This is a genomic window from Blastococcus sp. CCUG 61487 (assembly GCF_005222955.1).
Taxonomy (GTDB): domain Bacteria; phylum Actinomycetota; class Actinomycetes; order Mycobacteriales; family Geodermatophilaceae; genus Blastococcus.
On the sequence record NZ_LWUA01000041.1, the window covers coordinates 1 to 16,455 of the forward strand.

At 74.4% G+C, this 16,455-nt stretch carries 14 protein-coding genes; 2 read left to right on the forward strand and 12 right to left on the reverse strand.

Going from position 1 to position 16,455, the window contains the following annotated elements; all coding sequences use genetic code 11:
* Positions 1-44: 44 nt before the first annotated feature.
* A complete protein-coding gene (locus tag A6V29_RS03755; RefSeq protein ID WP_137159053.1) occupies positions 45-1,274 on the reverse strand; it encodes a saccharopine dehydrogenase family protein in 1,230 nt (409 codons plus the stop codon).
* A gap of 82 nt (positions 1,275-1,356) precedes the next feature.
* Here A6V29_RS03755 and A6V29_RS03760 point away from each other — a divergent pair, with 82 nt between their 5' ends.
* Positions 1,357-2,886 (forward strand): ATP-dependent DNA ligase, encoded by a 1,530-nt coding sequence (locus tag A6V29_RS03760; RefSeq protein ID WP_137159054.1) that lies wholly within the window; start codon positions 1,357-1,359, stop codon positions 2,884-2,886.
* 9 nt (positions 2,887-2,895) lie between these two features.
* Here the strand turns inward: A6V29_RS03760 and A6V29_RS03765 are convergent, their stop codons facing one another.
* The 3 genes from A6V29_RS03765 to A6V29_RS03775 all read right to left on the reverse strand — a co-directional run bounded on the left by A6V29_RS03765 (position 2,896) and on the right by A6V29_RS03775 (position 5,625).
* On the reverse strand, positions 2,896-3,642 hold the full coding sequence (locus A6V29_RS03765) for a PIG-L deacetylase family protein (protein ID WP_137159055.1): 747 nt from the start codon (positions 3,640-3,642) through the stop codon (positions 2,896-2,898).
* Between the two features lie 23 nt (positions 3,643-3,665).
* Complete coding sequence (locus A6V29_RS03770; RefSeq protein WP_137159056.1) at positions 3,666-4,475, reverse strand: alpha/beta hydrolase; 810 nt, start codon at positions 4,473-4,475, stop codon at positions 3,666-3,668.
* A 112-nt stretch (positions 4,476-4,587) separates the two neighbouring features.
* Positions 4,588-5,625: an LLM class flavin-dependent oxidoreductase gene (locus A6V29_RS03775; protein ID WP_137159057.1), complete on the reverse strand. Its 1,038-nt coding sequence runs from the start codon at positions 5,623-5,625 to the stop codon at positions 4,588-4,590.
* 61 nt (positions 5,626-5,686) lie between these two features.
* Between A6V29_RS03775 and A6V29_RS03780 the strand changes: the two genes are divergently transcribed.
* Positions 5,687-6,703, forward strand: a complete 1,017-nt coding sequence (locus A6V29_RS03780) for a YihY/virulence factor BrkB family protein (protein WP_249932992.1) — start codon at positions 5,687-5,689, stop codon at positions 6,701-6,703.
* 5 nt (positions 6,704-6,708) lie between these two features.
* On the opposite strand, the gene A6V29_RS03785 is transcribed toward A6V29_RS03780, so the two are convergent.
* The 8 genes from A6V29_RS03785 to A6V29_RS03820 all read right to left on the reverse strand — a co-directional run bounded on the left by A6V29_RS03785 (position 6,709) and on the right by A6V29_RS03820 (position 16,330).
* Positions 6,709-7,428 carry a dienelactone hydrolase family protein gene (locus tag A6V29_RS03785; RefSeq protein ID WP_137159058.1) on the reverse strand — a complete coding sequence of 240 codons (720 nt, stop codon included), beginning with the start codon at positions 7,426-7,428 and terminating at the stop codon, positions 6,709-6,711.
* Between the two features lie 18 nt (positions 7,429-7,446).
* Positions 7,447-8,259 carry an acyl-CoA thioesterase gene (locus A6V29_RS03790; protein ID WP_249932993.1) on the reverse strand — a complete coding sequence of 271 codons (813 nt, stop codon included), beginning with the start codon at positions 8,257-8,259 and terminating at the stop codon, positions 7,447-7,449.
* Positions 8,260-8,387: 128 nt separating this feature from the next.
* Entirely contained in the window at positions 8,388-9,533 is a 1,146-nt protein-coding gene (locus A6V29_RS03795; RefSeq protein WP_137159059.1) for an NAD(P)H-dependent flavin oxidoreductase, read from the reverse strand.
* 34 nt (positions 9,534-9,567) lie between these two features.
* Positions 9,568-10,350 (reverse strand): TIGR03084 family metal-binding protein, encoded by a 783-nt coding sequence (locus A6V29_RS03800; RefSeq protein ID WP_137159060.1) that lies wholly within the window; start codon positions 10,348-10,350, stop codon positions 9,568-9,570.
* Positions 10,347-10,964, reverse strand: coding sequence for a TetR/AcrR family transcriptional regulator (locus A6V29_RS03805; protein ID WP_137159061.1), 618 nt, complete (start codon positions 10,962-10,964; stop codon positions 10,347-10,349). The genes A6V29_RS03800 and A6V29_RS03805 overlap by 4 nt, the downstream gene beginning before the upstream one ends.
* Positions 10,961-12,751: an acyclic terpene utilization AtuA family protein gene (locus A6V29_RS03810; protein ID WP_137159062.1), complete on the reverse strand. Its 1,791-nt coding sequence runs from the start codon at positions 12,749-12,751 to the stop codon at positions 10,961-10,963. The genes A6V29_RS03805 and A6V29_RS03810 overlap by 4 nt, the downstream gene beginning before the upstream one ends.
* Positions 12,744-14,693 carry an ATP-binding protein gene (locus A6V29_RS03815; protein ID WP_249932994.1) on the reverse strand — a complete coding sequence of 650 codons (1,950 nt, stop codon included), beginning with the start codon at positions 14,691-14,693 and terminating at the stop codon, positions 12,744-12,746. Before A6V29_RS03815 ends, A6V29_RS03810 begins: the two co-directional genes overlap by 8 nt.
* Positions 14,690-16,330, reverse strand: coding sequence for an acyl-CoA carboxylase subunit beta (locus tag A6V29_RS03820; RefSeq protein WP_137159063.1), 1,641 nt, complete (start codon positions 16,328-16,330; stop codon positions 14,690-14,692). The genes A6V29_RS03815 and A6V29_RS03820 overlap by 4 nt, the downstream gene beginning before the upstream one ends.
* Positions 16,331-16,455: the final 125 nt, after the last annotated feature.

Sequence of the window (16,455 nt, forward strand, 5' to 3'; positions counted from 1 at the left end):
TGGGTCAGGAACGACCGCTGCGGGGCGCGCCTACATCCTCACTGTCAGGCGGGGGTGACCTCGTAGGTGTGGCCGGCGGCGCGCAGCCGCTCCACCAGGACATCGCCCAGCGCCGTCGCGGGGGTGAGCGAGCCGGCTCGGTCGGGCAGCCGGTCGCCGTCCAGGGCGAGCGCGAGCGCCGACTCCCCCAGCATCACCGCGGTCGCGGCGTAGCCCGGGTCGCCCTTGCCCGCGGCGACGGCCTTGTACCGACGGCCGCTCTCGGTGCTCGCCTCGACGTCCATCCGGAACCAGCCCGACTTCCTGGCCTCCTCGCTCGGCCCCGTTCCCGGGGCCGGCAGCACCCGGTCGAGCAGCGAGGCGGTGGGCCCGAAGCTCATCGCGGAGACGGCGCCCAGCAGCCCGGCCGTGACGATCCCCGACGTCACGGCGCCACGGATTCCGCCGCCCACGCCCATGACCTCGCCGTAGCTGAACTCGCGGCCGTACGCCCAGTCCTGCAGCGCGTTGCTCCGCCGCACGATGCGGGTGTTGAACGAGGACATCACGAAGGTCGCCGTCCAGCGGCCGTCCGGGGTCCGCGCCGGCATGCTCCCGTCCGCGGGCTGCTCGGTGCTCGGCTCCGCCGCGCGGTCGGGGCTCAGCGCGTAGCGGTCGCCCACGACGCGACGCCGCGACGGGTCCTTCTTCAGCGCCTCGACCTGCGCCCGCATCGAGTCGATCGTCCCGCCGCTGAACCCGCCCTTGAGCGTCGCCACCAACCGGACGTCGCGCAGCCCACCGGCGCCGTCCGCGGCCGCACGCTGGGCGAGCAGCATGGCGCTGAGGTCCGACGGGATGGAGTCGTAGCCGCACGCGTGCACGATCCGCGCGCCGCTCTCCCGCGCCACGGCGTCGGTCCGGTCGATCGCGTCACGGACGAACAGCACCTCGCCGGTCAGGTCGGCGTAGTGCGTCCCGGCCGCGGCGCACGCCTCGACCAGCGGCATCCCGTAGCGCGCGTACGGCCCCACGGTCGTGGCCACGACCCGCGTCCTGGCGGCCAGCGCTGCCATCGACGCCGGGTCCGAGGCGTCGGCCTCGATCAGCGGCCAGTCCGCAGCGGCCGCCGGCAGCGCCGCCCGCGCCTCCTCCAGCCGGGCCCGCGAGCGGCCGGCGAGAGCGATGCGGAGGTCCGCAGGAGCGTGCTCGGCGAGGTAGGCGGCGAGCAGCTTGCCGACGAAGCCGGTCGCCCCGAAGACGACGAGGTCGGAGTCGCGTGCGGTGGCGGTCATGCCCGCATGCTTACCGCGCTCGGCGCCTCCCGCCCACACCGGGCCGTTCGGCAACGTCGGTACCGGCTGCCACGATGGCCGCGTGCTGCTCGCCGACGTCGTCGACACCTCCGCTCGCGTCGCGGGCACGCGCTCCCGCACGGCCAAGGCCGGCGCCATCGCCGACCTGCTCCGCCGGGCCGAACCGGCGGAGGTCGAGCCGGTCACCGCGTGGCTCTCCGGCGAGACCGGCCAGGGCCGGCTCGGCGTCGGCTGGCGCACTCTCGCCGCCCGCACGGGTCCCGTCGCGGAGCAGCCGTCGCTGACGGTGGCCGCCGTCGTCGAGGCGTTCGCCGACCTGGCGACGACGTCCGGCGCGGGTTCGGCGGCCCGCCGCGACGAGGTGCTCACCGGGCTGTTGTCGGCAGCGACCGCCGCGGAGCAGCGCTTCCTCGGCAGCCTGCTCACCGGCGAGCTGCGGCAGGGCGCGCTGGAGGGTGTGGTGCTCGACGCCGTCGCCGCGGCCGCGGAGGTCCCGCCGGCTGCCGTGCGCCGTGCGTTCATGCTCTCCGGCCGGCTCCCGGAGACCGCCGCCACCGCGCTCACCGGGGGCGTCGACGCGCTCGAGGCGGTCCGCCTGGAGGTTGGACGTCCGGTGCGCCCGATGCTGGCCAGCCCGGGATCCTCGCTCGACGCCGCCCTGGCCGACCTCGGCGCCGAGGTCACCGTGGAGTTCAAGCTCGATGGCGCGCGCATCCAGGTGCACCGGGACAGCGACGTCGTCCGGGTCTGGACCAGGACGCTGCGGGAGATCACCGACGGCGTCCCCGAACTGGTCGCGCAGGTGCAGGCGCTCCCCTGCCGGACCGCCGTCCTCGACGGAGAGACCCTCGCGCTCGACGACGACGGCCGCCCGCGCGCCTTCCAGGACACGATGAGCCGCTTCGGCAGCCAAGCCCCGGACGCGGCCACCGTGCTCAGCCCGTTCTTCTTCGACCTGCTGCACCTCGACGGCCGCGATCTGCTCGACGAGCCGCTGGACGCACGGCTCGACGCGCTGGCCGGGCTGCTGGCGGACGACGCGCACACGGCGCTGCGGATGCCCGGCGTGCGACGGCCCGACCCTGAGCAGGCGGCGCAGGTGCTGGACGACGCGCTGGCCGGCGGGCACGAAGGCGTCGTCGTCAAGGCGCTGGACGCGCCGTACGCCGCGGGCCGGCGCGGCAAGGCGTGGCAGAAGGTGAAGCCCGTGCACACCCTCGACCTCGTCGTCCTGGGTGCGGAGTGGGGCTACGGCCGCCGCACCGGCACGCTCTCCAACATCCACCTCGGCGCCCGTGACCCCGACGGCGGCGAGCCGGTCATGGTCGGCAAGACGTTCAAGGGGATGACCGACGAGCTGCTGGCGTGGCAGACCGAGACGTTCCCCGGCCTCGCCCGCGAGCGCCCCGAGTGGGGGGTGCTGCTGCGACCCGAGCTGGTCGTGGAGATCGCCGTCGACGGCGTGCAGCGCAGCCCCCGCTACCCCGGCGGCGTGGCGCTCCGGTTCGCTCGCGTGCTGCGCTACCGCCCGGACAAGACCCCGGCCGAGGCCGACACGATCGACACCGTGCGGGCCCTGCTCGCACCCTGACCGTCGGAGCTAGCCCGCGCGCTCGACAGGCTCCCCACCTGGGCTCCGGTGGAGGTACCACTCGGTGCCGAGCAGCGCGGCGCGTGCCTCGGGATGTGCCGCGGCGACCAGCCCCGGGACCGCTCCCCGGTCCGCCTCGCTCCGGTGCGCCAGGACAGCGGCGATCTTGCGCTCCAGCCACGGGGAGACGTCGATCCGCTCGCTGATCTGCTCGTCCAGGACGCCGTGGACGGCCCGCTGCTCGCCGATCACCGTCCGCAGCTCCGCCACGACCGACATGGGGTGGGTGGCGAGGTACAGGGAGCGTGGCCGCCACGGCTCCCCGGCGTCCGGGTACAGCTCGAGCCCGGCCGCCTCCGCGGCCAGCGCCGTCACGCGGTTGGTGTGGAGGTGGTCGGGGTGACCCGTCATCCCGCCGTAGGCGTCATGGGTGACGACGACGTCCGGACGGAACTCGCGGATGTGCACGACCAGCGCCCGGACGACCTCGTCGAGCGGTGCCGCGCAGAAGGGCGGCCGTCCCGGCGCGGACTCGGGCACCTTCGCGTCGGCGTAACCCAGCATGCGCGGCGCACCGGCGCCCAGGATCCGGACCGCCTCGGCCAGTTCGCGGGCGCGCACGGACCCCTCGGACCAGGTGGCGGTGACCACCGCGGTCCGCGCACCGGCGTCGACGGCACGGGCCAGGAGCCCACCGGCGGACAGCGACTCGTCGTCGGGGTGCGCGAAGACGGCGAGCACGCTCGGTTCTGCCACGGGGTCTGCCTCCTGGGGAGCGGTCAGCGCAGGGCGTCGCGGATGAAGGCGACGACGTCGGCGAGGACCTCGTCGGCGTTGGTCTCGTTGAAGATCTCGTGCTGGGCGCCGGGGTAGATCTTCTCGACGTAGCGCTCTCCGCGGAGCTTCTCCACGCCGGCGCGCGTGCTCTCGAGGGGCACCAGCCGGTCGGCCTCTCCGTGCGCCCACATCAGCGGCAGCGCACCGAGCGACGGGCCTGCCTCGATCGCCGCGAGCCCCCGGGCGATCGCCTCGACGGTGGGCCGCTTGAACGGGCCGTGCCAGACGAGCGGGTCGGCGGCGTAGATCCGGCCGACCTCGGGGTCGCGGGACAGCGTGGTGATGTCCAGCGGGACGTCGGGGATCTCCGGGAGCGCGAGGAGCTGGGACGCGGCCTCCCACGGGCCGACGAGCGGACCGGAGAGGACGAGCGCGGCGAGCGTGTCGCCGTACCGCTGGGCGTAGCGGGCGGCGATCAGGCCACCCATCGAGTGGCCGACCAGCACCACCGGCAGGTCCCGGTGCTGCTCGCGGGCGCGCCGGTCCACCGCGTGCAGGTCGTCGACCACGTACTCGAAGTCGCCGACGACGACCCGCTCGCCCTCGCTCTTGCCGTGCCCGACGTGGTCGACGGCATGCACCGCGGCCCCGGCGTCGACGAGCGCCTCGGCGACGTGCCCGTACCTGCCGCAGTGCTCGCCGTAGCCGTGCGCCAGGAGGACGACGTGAGTGGGGGCGCCGTCGCCGTCCCACGTCCGGCCGGCCAGCCGCCCGCCGTGCCCGTCGATGCTCCACTCCTGCGAGCCGGCCATCCGCCACCTCCGTGTCCGTGCACTTCCGCGTGTTGATCAGCTCACCTGATCATCCGGCGTCCTCCCTCACTGTGGACCGCGAGGGAGGACGTCCGACGATCAGGTGAGCTGATCATCGCCGAGCCGCCGAGGCGACGCGCGGTGCCACCTCGGTGCCGAGCAGTTCGATGCCGCGCAGCAGGTCGGCGTGCGCGAGCCGCGGGTTGGTCATCTGGATCGAGATCCGGTCGACCCCGCCGAGCTGCCCGGCGATCCGCACCAGCTTCTCCGCCACCGTGTCCGGGTCGCCCATGAAGAAGGCGCCGTTCGGGCCGCTGGTCGCGTCGAACTGCGCGCGGCTGGGCGGGGCGAACCCGCGCTCCCGGGAGACCTTGTCGAACAGCTCGTGCCAGCCCGGGTAGATCGTGTCGGCCGCCGCCTGCGTGCTCTCGGCGACGAAGCCGAACACGTGCAGCCCCACCTTCAGCCGCTCCGGCGGGTGCCCCGCCTGCGCGCCGGCCCGGCGGTAGAGGTCGATCAGCGGCGCGAACTGCCGGGGCTCGCCGCCGATGATGGCCACCATCAGCGGCAGGCCGAGCAGCCCGGCCCGCACGAACGACTCCGGTGTCCCGCCCACCCCCACCCAGATCGGCAGCGGGTCCTGCAGCGGCCGCGGGTAGACGCCCTGCCCGGTGAGCGGCGGGCGGTGCCGGCCCGACCAGGTGACGTGCTCGGACTCCCGGATCCGCAGCAGCAGGTCCAGCTTCTCGGCGAACAGCTCGTCGTAGTCGGCCAGGCTCAGGCCGAACAGCGGGAACGCCTCGGTGAACGAGCCGCGGCCGACGACGAGGTCGACCCGGCCCTTCGAGATCAGGTCCACGGTGGCGAACTGCTGGAACACCCGCACCGGATCCGCGGCGCTGAGCACCGCCACCGCGCTGCCCAGGCGGATCCGCGAAGTGCGGGCCGCCGCCGCGGCGAGGATCACCGGCGGCGCCGAGTCGTAGTACTCGCTGCGGTGGTGCTCACCGATCCCGAACGAGTAGAGCCCCACCCGGTCGGCGAGCTCGATCTCCTCGAGGAGGTGGGCCATCCGTTCCTCGGGTCCGACGAGCCGACCCGTCGCGGGATCGGTCACCGCCGCCACGAAGCTGTCGATCCCGAGATGCATGGGCTCAGTGAAGCAGGGTGGGCGGGCAGGCGCGGTCCGCAGCGGACGCCGGTCCGCCCGCGTGGCGACGACGTCGACCGGGCAGTACCCCGGCATGGGAACTGCGCGGCCGGCACGCGGGCGCGCGCGGTGGCTGCAGGCACACGGGCCGCACCGGATCCCGCCGCGGGACTGGCTGCGCATCCTGGGCCGCACCGCGCGGCACGTCCTCGACGACCGCCTCATGGCCCTGGCCGCCGCCGTGAGCTTCTTCGCCATCCTGTCGATCGCGCCGCTGCTGGTGACGGCGCTGTCGATCTACGGCGCGGTCAACACCCCCGACCAGGCGCTCGACCAGCTCTCCTCGGTCGCCGAGGTGCTGCCGCCCGAACTCGAGCCGCTGGTGGCCGAGCAGCTGACCACGATCACCACCGCCTCGGCGCAGGTGCTCACCTGGCGCGGCCTGTCGGGGCTGGTCGTCGCGCTGGTCACCGCGACGACCGCCGCCACCTACCTCATCGACGCGCTGACCCTGGCCTACTCGGAGACCGAGACCCGCAGCTTCGGGCAGCGCACCCGCCTCGCGGTCACCTTCGTGCTCTCCGGCGCGGTGGTCCTGGGCGCGGTGATCGCCGGCACCGGTGCGCTGTCCCGCCGGCTCGACCGGCTGCCCGATCCGCTCCGGCCACTCGCGCCGGCCGTGCTGTGGCTGACCCTCGCCGTGCTGCTCGCGCTCGTCCTCGCCGTCCTGTACCGCTTCGCCCCCGACCGGCAGCGGGCGCGCTGGCGGTGGATCAGCGTCGGCGCCGCGTTCGCCACGGTGCTGTGGCTCGTGACGTCGCTCGTGCTGTTCGCCTACGTGCAGAGCCTCGGCTCCTACGAGACCACCTACGGCTCGCTCGGCGGGGTGGCCATCAGCATGTTCTGGCTGTGGCTCAGCGTCTTCCTCGTGATCATCGGCGCCACCGTCAACGCGGAGAGCGAGCGGCAGACCGTGCGCGACTCGACCGTCGGCCCCGAGCGGCCGGCGGGCGAGCGGGGCGCCGTCGTCGCCGACAGCGTGCCCCCGCACGAGGACGAGGACCCGCGCGGGAACTGAGCGGCTCAGGACGCGGGAGCCCGCAGGTGCTGCTCGAAGAACCGCAGGATGCGCGCCCAGGCGTCCTCGGCCGAGGGCTGGTGGTAGGCGAAGCCGGCCACCTTCTCCAGCACGCTGAACGGACCGAGGTTGTGCCGGTTCATGAACGAGTGGCCGGCGCCCGGGTACTCCTCGACGTCGTGCGGCACCTCGAGCCGGGTCAGCACACCCGACAGCTCCGCCGCCGCGCCCCGGAACATCCGGTCCCGCTTGCCGTAGCTGGCCACGATCGGGCAGGCGCCCGCGAGCACCTCCTCGGCGTTGTCCGGGACGGCGCCGTAGTTGGGCGCCGCCGCGTCGAAACCGCGCGTGGCGGCCAGCAGCGCGAACCCGCCGCCCATGCAGAAGCCCACGACACCGACCCGCCCGGTGCTGTCCGGCCGCTCGACCAGCCATCGCCGGGTGGCCTCCAGGTCGCCGAAGGCGGCGCCCTCCCCGCGCAGCATCGCCCCGAAGGTCGACCTCAGGCAGCGCAGCACGCCCCCGGCGGTGAACAGGTCCGGGGCGACGGCGAGGTATCCCGCCGCGGCCAGCCGGTCGGCCTGCTGGCGGGTGTCGTCGTTGAGCCCGAGCGCCTCGTGGACGACGACGACGGCCGGCCACGGCCCCTCGCCGGTCGGCGGCGTCGCGAGGTAGGCGCGCAGCTCCGGGGCGCTCTCGCCGCCGGGGATCGAGATGTCGGGCACGGGGCCTCCTGAGGGCCGCTAGCTGCCCGGGCGGAACGGGTTCTTGCCCGCCCGGAACAGGGTCTCCTGCGTGAAGCTGGCGGCCAGGGTGCCCGCCGCGGAGAAGATCGCACCGGTGTACCAGCCGCGTCGACCGGAGACCGTGCCCGGCTGCATGTCCATGAGCACCCACTCGTCCAGGGGCACGTGCCGGTGGAACCAGACGGCGTGGTCGAGCGTCGGCCCGGGGCTCGCCTCGTCCTGCGGCATGTTGGCCAGGCCCGTGCCGATGTCGGACAGGTAGGTGAGCACGCAGGCGTGCACGAGGTGGTCGTCGGGCAGCGGCACCGTCGTCCGGGCCCAGAACCGGGTCGGCAGCCGCCAGCCGGGGTCGGCCTGACCGGGCCGGCGGCTCTCCATCGTGAACAGCCGCGGCATGCCGTGGCTGGCGAGCCCCTCCGGCCCGTCGGTGTCCGGCATCTCCTGGACCGGGAAGTCCGGTCCGGCGCCGCCGGCGTGGAAGGAGGCGGCCATGCTGAAGATGACCTCACCGCCCTGGACCGCGACCACGCGGCGCGCGGAGAACGAGCCGCCGTCGCGGTCCCGCTCGACCCGGAAGATCGTCGGCCGGGCGGCGTCCCCGCTGCGCAGGAAGTAGCCGTGCAGCGAGTGCGGCAGCCGGCCCTCGGCCACCGTCAGCCCGGCGGCCAGCAGCGCCTGGGCGGCGACCTGACCGCCGTACAGCGGGAACGGGTCGGCGAACACCAGGGTGCTGCGGTACAGGTCCCGGTCGATCTCCTCGAGATCCAGGACGTCGTGCACCGTCGGCTGGGCATCGCCCTCGTGCTGCACCGCGTTCCTCCCGGTCGTTCGGCGGATGACGTCCCGGGAACCTTACGGACCGGCGACCGGCCCGGACGGGTGAACCCGGGGCCCGGACCACGACGGGTCCGGGCCCCCTGGGTCCAGCGGGTCGACCGTCAGCTCTCCGTGAGCCGCCCCAGCCGCTCCACGGCCTCGACGAACTCCTCGACCATGTCGAGCACGACGCGCCGGGCGGGCCGGACGGTGCTCATGCTCGCGCTGCCCACGATCTGGCCGACGAAGTAGGTGGCCAGGTCGTTGGCCGGCGTCCCCGGCTTGTCGGCGACCCGGTTGATCCGCGCCAGCGCCTCGCCGACCAGCATCGGCTGCAGCGGCATCGGCAGGGTGCCCGGGCTCTCGGGCGCCTCCCACTCCTCGGTCCACGGGCTGCGGAGCATCCGGGCCGGCTTGCCGGTCATCGACCGGGAGCGCACCGTGTCGCCGAGGCCCGCGCGGAGGAACTTCTCCTTGACCGCGGGGTTGGTCTCGGCCTCCTCGGTGGTCAGCCACACCGAGCCGCACCACACGCCGTCGGCACCCAGGGCCATGCCGGCGGCGAGCTGCCGGCCCCGTCCGATCCCGCCGGCGGCCAGCACCGGCAGCGGGCCGACCGCGTCGACCACCTCCGGCACCAGCACCATCGTGGCGATCTGGCCGGTGTGCCCGCCGGCCTCGGTGCCCTGCGCGACGATCAGGTCCGCGCCGGCCTCCTTGTGCCGGACCGCGTGGTGCACCGAGCCGGCCAGCGCCGCCACCGGGATGCCGGCACCGTGCGCCCGCTCGATGAAGTGCGGCGGCGGCGGGCCCAGCGCGGACGCGACGAGCTTGGTCTCGTGCGCGAACAGCACGTCGAGCAGTGGGGCCATGCTCTTCGGGTCCACCCGCATGCCGCCCACGCCGGAGCTGCGGCCGCCCGTCGGAGCGTCGCCCGGCAGCGGCGGGATGTCGTACTTGTGCAGCAGCCCGTCGAGCCACTGGCGGTGCTCGTCGGGCAGCAGGTCGCCCAGGGCGTCCCGGTCCAGGCCACCGGCCTCGGCGCCGGCGAACTTCTCGGGCACGAGCAGGTCGACGCCGTACGGGCGGCCCTTCACCTCCTGCTCGATCCAGGTCAGGTCGATGTCGAGCTGCTCGGGGGTGTGGGCGACGGCGCCCAGGACGCCGAGCCCGCCGGCGTTGGTGACGGCGGCGACGACGTCGCGGCAGTGGCTGAAGGCGAAGATCGGGACGTCGATGCCGACGAGGTCGGTGGCGGCTGTGCGCACGGGTGGGGCCTCTCTCGGGGGTGGGTCGATCGGATCAGGTCAGGGAACGGCCGCCGGGCGGTGGCCCGTCGGTGGCGCCCCCGGCGAAGGCCTGCGCCTTCTCCATCCAGTCGCGGGCGGCCGGGCCGTCGGTCTGCAGGGCGGTGTCGTCGACGTGCCGGCGCTGGGTGACGACGAGGCAGAAGTCCAGCGCCGGCCCGCGGACGGACTCCGGCGCGTCGTCGGGGCCCCAGCGCCAGACGTCCCCGGACGGCGAGGTCAGCTCCAGCCGCACGTCGACGGCGGGCTGCTCCTCCTTGCGGTTGGCGTACGTCCACTTCCGCGTGATGAAGCCGATCTGGCAGATGTGCCGCAGCCGGTCGGTCGGCTCGCGGGTCGCCCCGACCGCGTCGACGACGTCCTGGCCGTGCGCCCAGGTCTCCATGAGCCGCGCGGTGAGGAACGACCGCCCGCTCATCGACGGGCCGTACCAGGGCACCCGCCGGCCGGGCTCGATGCCGGCAGCCACCTCGAGCAGCCGGCGCCGGTTCGCCCGCCACGCGGCCAGCAGCTCCGCGGGGGCGAGATGGCGGTGCAGGGTCACGCCGTCCATGTCCTCCAGCAGCGGGCCGATCGAGGCGGCGAACGCCGCCTCGTCGGTGATCGCGGTCGCCGCCGCGCCGTCGAAGTAGGTGAGGTGGCCGATCTGGTCGGCCACGGTCCACCCCGGGCTCGGCGTCGGCGTGGCCCACTGCTCGGCGGAGAGCCCGGCGACGACGGCGTCCAGCGCCTCGTGCTCGGCGGCCAGGTCGGCGGCGGTCTCGGCGAGCTCGGTCATCGCTGGAGTCCCTTCAGGAAGATCTCGACCACGTCGTCGGCGGCCTGCTTGGGCGAGCTGCGCAGCGTCCGGGCCACCTCGGGCGCGGCGAGGCTGCGGCCGAGGCCGGCGAGCACCCGGGCCACCGCGGTGGTGTCGATGTCGGCGACGTCGCCGCGGGCGACCGCCGCGTCGAGCAGCTGCCGGGTGACCTCGACGAGGTACTCGTTGTGGCTGTCGACCAGCTGCCGGACCGCGGGCACCGACGCGAGATCGCGCGACCACGCGTCGGTCGCCCGGCTGACCGCCTCGTGCGCCGCCCGCAGGTAGGCGCGCACCGCGTCCAGCGGAGGCATGTCGTCGCGCAGGATCCGCTGCGCGTCCCCGCCGATCCGCCACAGCTGGCGGTCGACCACCATGAGCACGAGCTCGTCCCGGCTGGGCGCCAGCGCGTACAGGGTGCGCAGCGAGCAGCCGGCCCGCGCGGCGATCTCGGCCATGGTGAGGTCGGCGAAGCCGTCGCGGAACATCGGGTCGAGCAGCTCCAGCACCTCGCGCTGCCGCTCGGTGAGCCGGCTGCGGCGCTCGCGGTCCAGGAACGGGCGGGGTCGCTCGACGGCGACCGGCACGCTCACGTCGTCGTCCCGTCGAGCAGCGCGACCGGGACGTCGACGTGCCGCGCCCGCAGCCACTCCCCCAGGCTCTTGGCCTGCCCGTCCTGACGGGTCGAGGCGGCCACCCCCTCCTGCAGCAGGCCGTGGACGACGAAGTTCAGCGAGCGCAGCGCCGGCAGCCGGTACCGCTCGACCCGCAGCGGAGCCGTCTCGGGCAGCAGCTCGGTGAACCGCTCGGTCGTCAGGAACCCGTCCAACCAGGCCCACGCGTCGTCGCTGCGGGCGAACACGCCGAGGTTGGCGTTGCCGCCCTTGTCCCCCGACCGCGCGCCCACGACCCGGCCCAGCGGCACCCGCTGGGTCTCCCCCGCCGGCGCCGGAACCGACGGTCCGGGCAGCGGCTCCACCGGCGCGGCCGGCGTCGTCGGGGCGGTGGAGGGGATCGTCGTCGTCGGCCCGCCCAGGACCGTCACCTGCTGAGGGACGAGCTCGGCCGGCACGACGGTGGGCCGGTAGACGCCGTACGGGCGGGCGTCGCGGCCACCGCCCCCGATGCCGAAGAAGCCCGGGATGGTAGCCAGCGCCAGCTCGGTCATCGCCGCGCTCACCGACCGGCCGAGCTTCTTCTCGTCCGGGTCCTTGAGGGTCAGCCGCCACACGGCGACCGCCTCCTCGTTCGTGGCCGGGTCGGCCTTGTCGGTGCGCACCACGGTCGTCGTCACGTCGGCGAAGTCCGACGGCTCGTACGGGCAGGCGGCCCAGAACGCCTCGTCGACCAGCGCCGCCTTCGCCTCGATGTCCAGGCCGACGAGCGCCACGCCGAGGTCGCTGCGGAAGCCGCCAAGGGAGTTCATCGCCACCTTGAGCGTCGACGGCGGCGGCTCGCCCCTGGCCCCGCTGATCCGCACCCGGTCGGGCCCGGTCTGCTCCAGGGCCACGGTGTCGAAGCGGGCGGTGACGTCGGGGCCGAGGTACGCGGGGCTGCCGATCTCGTAGAGCAGCTGCGAGGTCACGGTCCCGATCGACACCTCCCCGCCGGTGCCGTCGTGCTTGCCGATCACGCTCGACCCGTCGGCGGCGATCTCCGCCCAGGGGAAGCCGGTGCGGGCCATGCCCGGCACCTCGGTGAAGAACGAGTAGTTGCCGCCGGTGGCCTGGGTGCCGCACTCGATGACGTGCCCGGCGACGACGGCGCCGGCGAGGGCGTCCCAGTCGTCGCGCGCCCAGCCGTGGTGCCAGGCGGCGGGGCCGCAGACGATCGCGGCGTCGGTGGTGCGCCCGGTGATGACGATGTCGGCGCCGGAGTCCAGTGCGTCGACGATCCCCCAGCAGCCGAGGTAGGCGTTGGCGCTGATGAACCGGGACGGGTCGCCGAGCGGCTCGCCGGTGTCCAGGTGCGCGAGGTCGACGCCGGCGGCGACCAGCTCGTCGAGCCGCGGCAGCAGGTCGTCCCCGTTGACGTAGGCGATCGTCGGCGACAGGCCGAGCGTCGACGCGACCTCCGCCACCGCCTCGGCGCACCCGTCGGGGTCCAGCCCACCGGCGTTGGCGACGACCTTGATGCCGCGGTCCAGGCAGGTGCCCATGACCTGCTCCATCTGCCGCACGAACGTGCGCGCGTAGCCGCCGCCCGGCCGCGAGGCCCGGGTGCGCGCCAGGATGAGCATGGTCAGCTCGGCGAGCCAGTCGCCGGTGAGGACGTCGATCGGCCCGCCCTCGACCATCTCCCGGGCGGCGGAGAGCCGGTCGCCGTAGAAGCCCGAGCAGTTGGCGATCCGCAGCGGCCCCCGGGTGCGTGGTTCAGCCATCGGAGCCCTCCTCCTCGGGCTCGACGACCAGCAGGACGGCGCCGTTGTCGACCTGGTCCCCGACGGCGGCCCGCACCTCGGTGACGACGCCGTCGAACGGGGCCTTCACGTGGTGCTCCATCTTCATCGCCTCGAGCAGCACCAGCGTCTGCCCCGACGTCACCCTGTCGCCGACGGCGCAGCGCACGTCGAGGACCACACCGGGCATCGGGGCGACGAAGCCGCCCTCGACCGCCCCGGCGCCCGGCGGCACGAACCGCGGGACGACGTCGAGGTCGACGGTGCCGCGCGGCGTCTGCACGAGCAGCCGCTCGCCGTCGGCGGTGACGGCGTACCGGGCGCGCCGGCCGCCGATCTCCACGTCGATGCCGTCCGCGGTCCAGGCGAGCACCCGGGCGTCGCCGACGTCGCGGACGGTGACGGTGCCGTCCCGCCGGGCCCGGTAGCGGACCTCGACCTCGTCGTCCCGGTGCCGGAAGCGCACCGACGAGTCGGGCAGCCGGGCGTTCCGCCAGCCGGCGGGCACCGAGCGCAGCACGCGGGCCTCCGCCCGATTGCGGCCCCGCAGCCACAGCGCCGCCGCGGCGGTGGCCCGGCACAGCTCGTCGTCGGCCAGGACCAGCTGCGCTGCGGGCGCGTGCCGCTCGATGAAGTCCGTGGTGGTGTCACCGGCGAGGAAGGCAGGGTGGCGGAGGACGGCGACGAGGAAGTCGCGGTTGGTGGTGAGCCCGCCGAGGTGCAGCCGCTCCAGCGCGAGCGCCAACCGGCCGGCGGCCTCGCGGCGGGTGGGCGCGTGCGCGACGACCTTGGCGAGCATCGGGTCGAAGCTCACCCCGACGACCGAGCCGGCCTCGACCCCGGAGTCCCAGCGGACGACGGGCTCGGCGGCGGGCGCGAAGGCGGCGACCGTGCCCGTGGCCGGGAGGAAGCCGGCGGCCGGGTCCTCGGCGTAGAGCCGCACCTCGATGGCGTGCCCGCGGAAGGCGACGTCGTCCTGGCGGTGGTCGAGTCGTTCCCCTGCGGCCACCCGCAGCTGCTCGCGCACCAGGTCGATGCCGGTGACCTCCTCGGTGACCGGGTGCTCGACCTGCAGCCGGGTGTTCACCTCGAGGAAGAAGAACTCGCGGGTGTCGTCGTCCACCAGGAACTCGACAGTGCCCGCGGACCGGTAGCCCAGCGAACCGGCCAGGGCCAGCGCGGCCTCGCCCATCGCCGTCCGCAGGGCGTCGTCGACCACGGGCGACGGCGACTCCTCGACGATCTTCTGGTGCCGGCGCTGGACGGAGCACTCGCGCTCGCCCAGGTGCAGCAGGTTGCCGTGCTCGTCGCCGAGGATCTGGATCTCGACGTGCCGGGCCCGGCGGACGTAGCGCTCGAGGAAGACCCTGTCGTCGCCGAAGCCGGACAGCGCCTCGCGCTGCGCGCCGGCCACCGCCTCGGCGAGGTCGGCGGCGGAGTCGACGACGCGCATGCCCTTGCCGCCGCCACCGGCGGCCGCCTTCACCAGCAGCGGGTAGCCGACCGCGTCGCCGTCGCGCGGGTCGTCCGACGACGGCAGGGTCGGCACGCCGGCGGCGACCGCGGCCTTCTTCGCCGCGAGCTTGTCACCCATCGCCGCGATGACCTCCGGCGTGGGCCCGACCCAGACCAGCCCGGCGGCGAGCACGTCGGCGGCGAAGCCGGCGTTCTCGGAGAGGAATCCGTAGCCCGGGTGGATGGCGCCGGCTCCGGTGGCCCGCGCGGCCGCGATCACGGCGGCGCCGTCGAGGTAGCCGGTCTCCAGCCGGACGGCCTCGTCGGCCTCGGCGACGAACGGGGCCCCGGCGTCGGCGTCGACGTAGACGGCGACGCAGCGGTGGCCCATGGCGCGGGCGGTGCGGAACACCCGACGGGCGATCTCGCCGCGGTTGGCGACCAGCACGGTGTCGAAGGGGGCGCTCACAGCCGGAACACCCCGAACTGCTCCGCACCCTCGACCGGACCGTTCGCGACGAACGACAGGCACATGCCCAGCACCGTGCGGGTGTCGCGCGGGTCGATGATCCCGTCGTCGCTCACCGCCCCGGTGGCCCGCAGCGCCAGCGAGCCCTCCTCCTGGCCCGCCTCGACCATCGCGACGATCTTCGCGTCCTCCTCCTCGTCGAAGGGGACGCCCTTGCGCGCGGCCTGGCCGCGGCGCACCTGCGACATGACGCCGGCGATCTGCTTGGGCCCCATCACCGCGATCTTCGCCGTCGGCCAGAGGAAGGTGAACCTGTTGCCGAACGCCCGGCCGGACATGCCGTACGTGCCCGCGCCGTAGGACGAGCCGATGATCACCGTCAGGTGCGGCACCGTCGAGTTGGTGACGGCGTTGAGCATCTGGCTGCCCTTCTTGACGATGCCCGCCGCCTCGAAGTCCTTGCCCACCATGTAGCCGGTGATGTTCTGCAGGAAGACCAGCGGGACGTCGATCCGGTTGCACAGCTGGATGAAGTGCGCCGCCTTCTGCGCGGAGTCGGGGTGCAGCACGCCGTTGTTGCCGAGGATCCCGACCGGGTAGCCGTGGATCGACGCCCAGCCGCAGACCAGCGTCGGGCCCCAGCGCGGCTTGAACTCCTCGAACCGCGAGCCGTCGGCGACGCGGGCGATGACGTCGCGGACGTCGACCGGCTGGCGCAGGTCGCGGCTGACCAGGCCGAGCAGCTCCTCGGGGTCGTGGATCGGCTCGTCCGCGGTCAGCGAGGGCTCCGGGCCGGCCTTGCGCCAGTTGAGGTGCGAGACCGCCTCGCGGCACAGCCGGATGGCGTCCATCTCGTCCTCGGCGAAGTAGTCGCCCAGGCCGGAGACGTCGGCGTGCAGCCGGGCGCCGCCGAGGGTCTCGTCGTCGCTCTCCTCGCCGGTGGCCATCTTGACCAGCGGCGGGCCGGCGAGGAACACCTTCGACTGCTGGTCGATGACGACGACGTAGTCCGACAGCCCCGGCTGGTAGGCGCCACCCGCGGTGGAGGAGCCGAAGACGACGCAGACCGACGGGATGCCCAGCTTGGACAGCTCGGTCATCTCGTAGAACTGCCGGCCGCTCTCGGCGAAGTGCGAGGTCTGCGCCGAGCGTCCACCGCCCCCTCCCCCGGGCCGCAGGTCCGCGCCGGCGGACTCCACGAAGCTCACGTAGGGCATCCGGTTCTCGCGCGCGATCTCCAGCGCCCGGGCCCACTTCTTCAGCGCGTAGGGGGTCAGCGCGCCGCCCAGGACCGTCGGGTCGTTGCCCATGACGACGCACTCGACCCCGGCGATGACCCCGATGCCGACGACCATCCCGCCGCCCACCGTGTAGTCCGAGCCCCAGCCGGCCAGCGGGCTGATCTCCAGGAACGGGCTGTCCGGGTCGAGGGTGTGCGCGATCCGCTCGCGGATCGGCAGCTTGTCCCGCTGCCGCAGCCGCTCGGTCGCCTTCTCGCCGCCGCCGGCCGCCGCCTCCTCGAGCAGCTCGTCCAGCGCGGCCAGCTGCTCGAGCATGTCGGCCCGGTTCCGCTGGAAGCTCTCGCTCCCCGGATCGAGCGAGGAGCGCAGCGGCGGGGCGAGCAGCGAGCGGGCCATGCCCGGAACCTAGGGCGGTAATCCAGACAAGTCAACGTTACCGGCGGGCCGCCACCGCGGTCCACCAGCGGGTGACGTCGCTCGTCCGGGCCCGCGGACCGCGGTACCGTCCCGCCCGGTCCGGC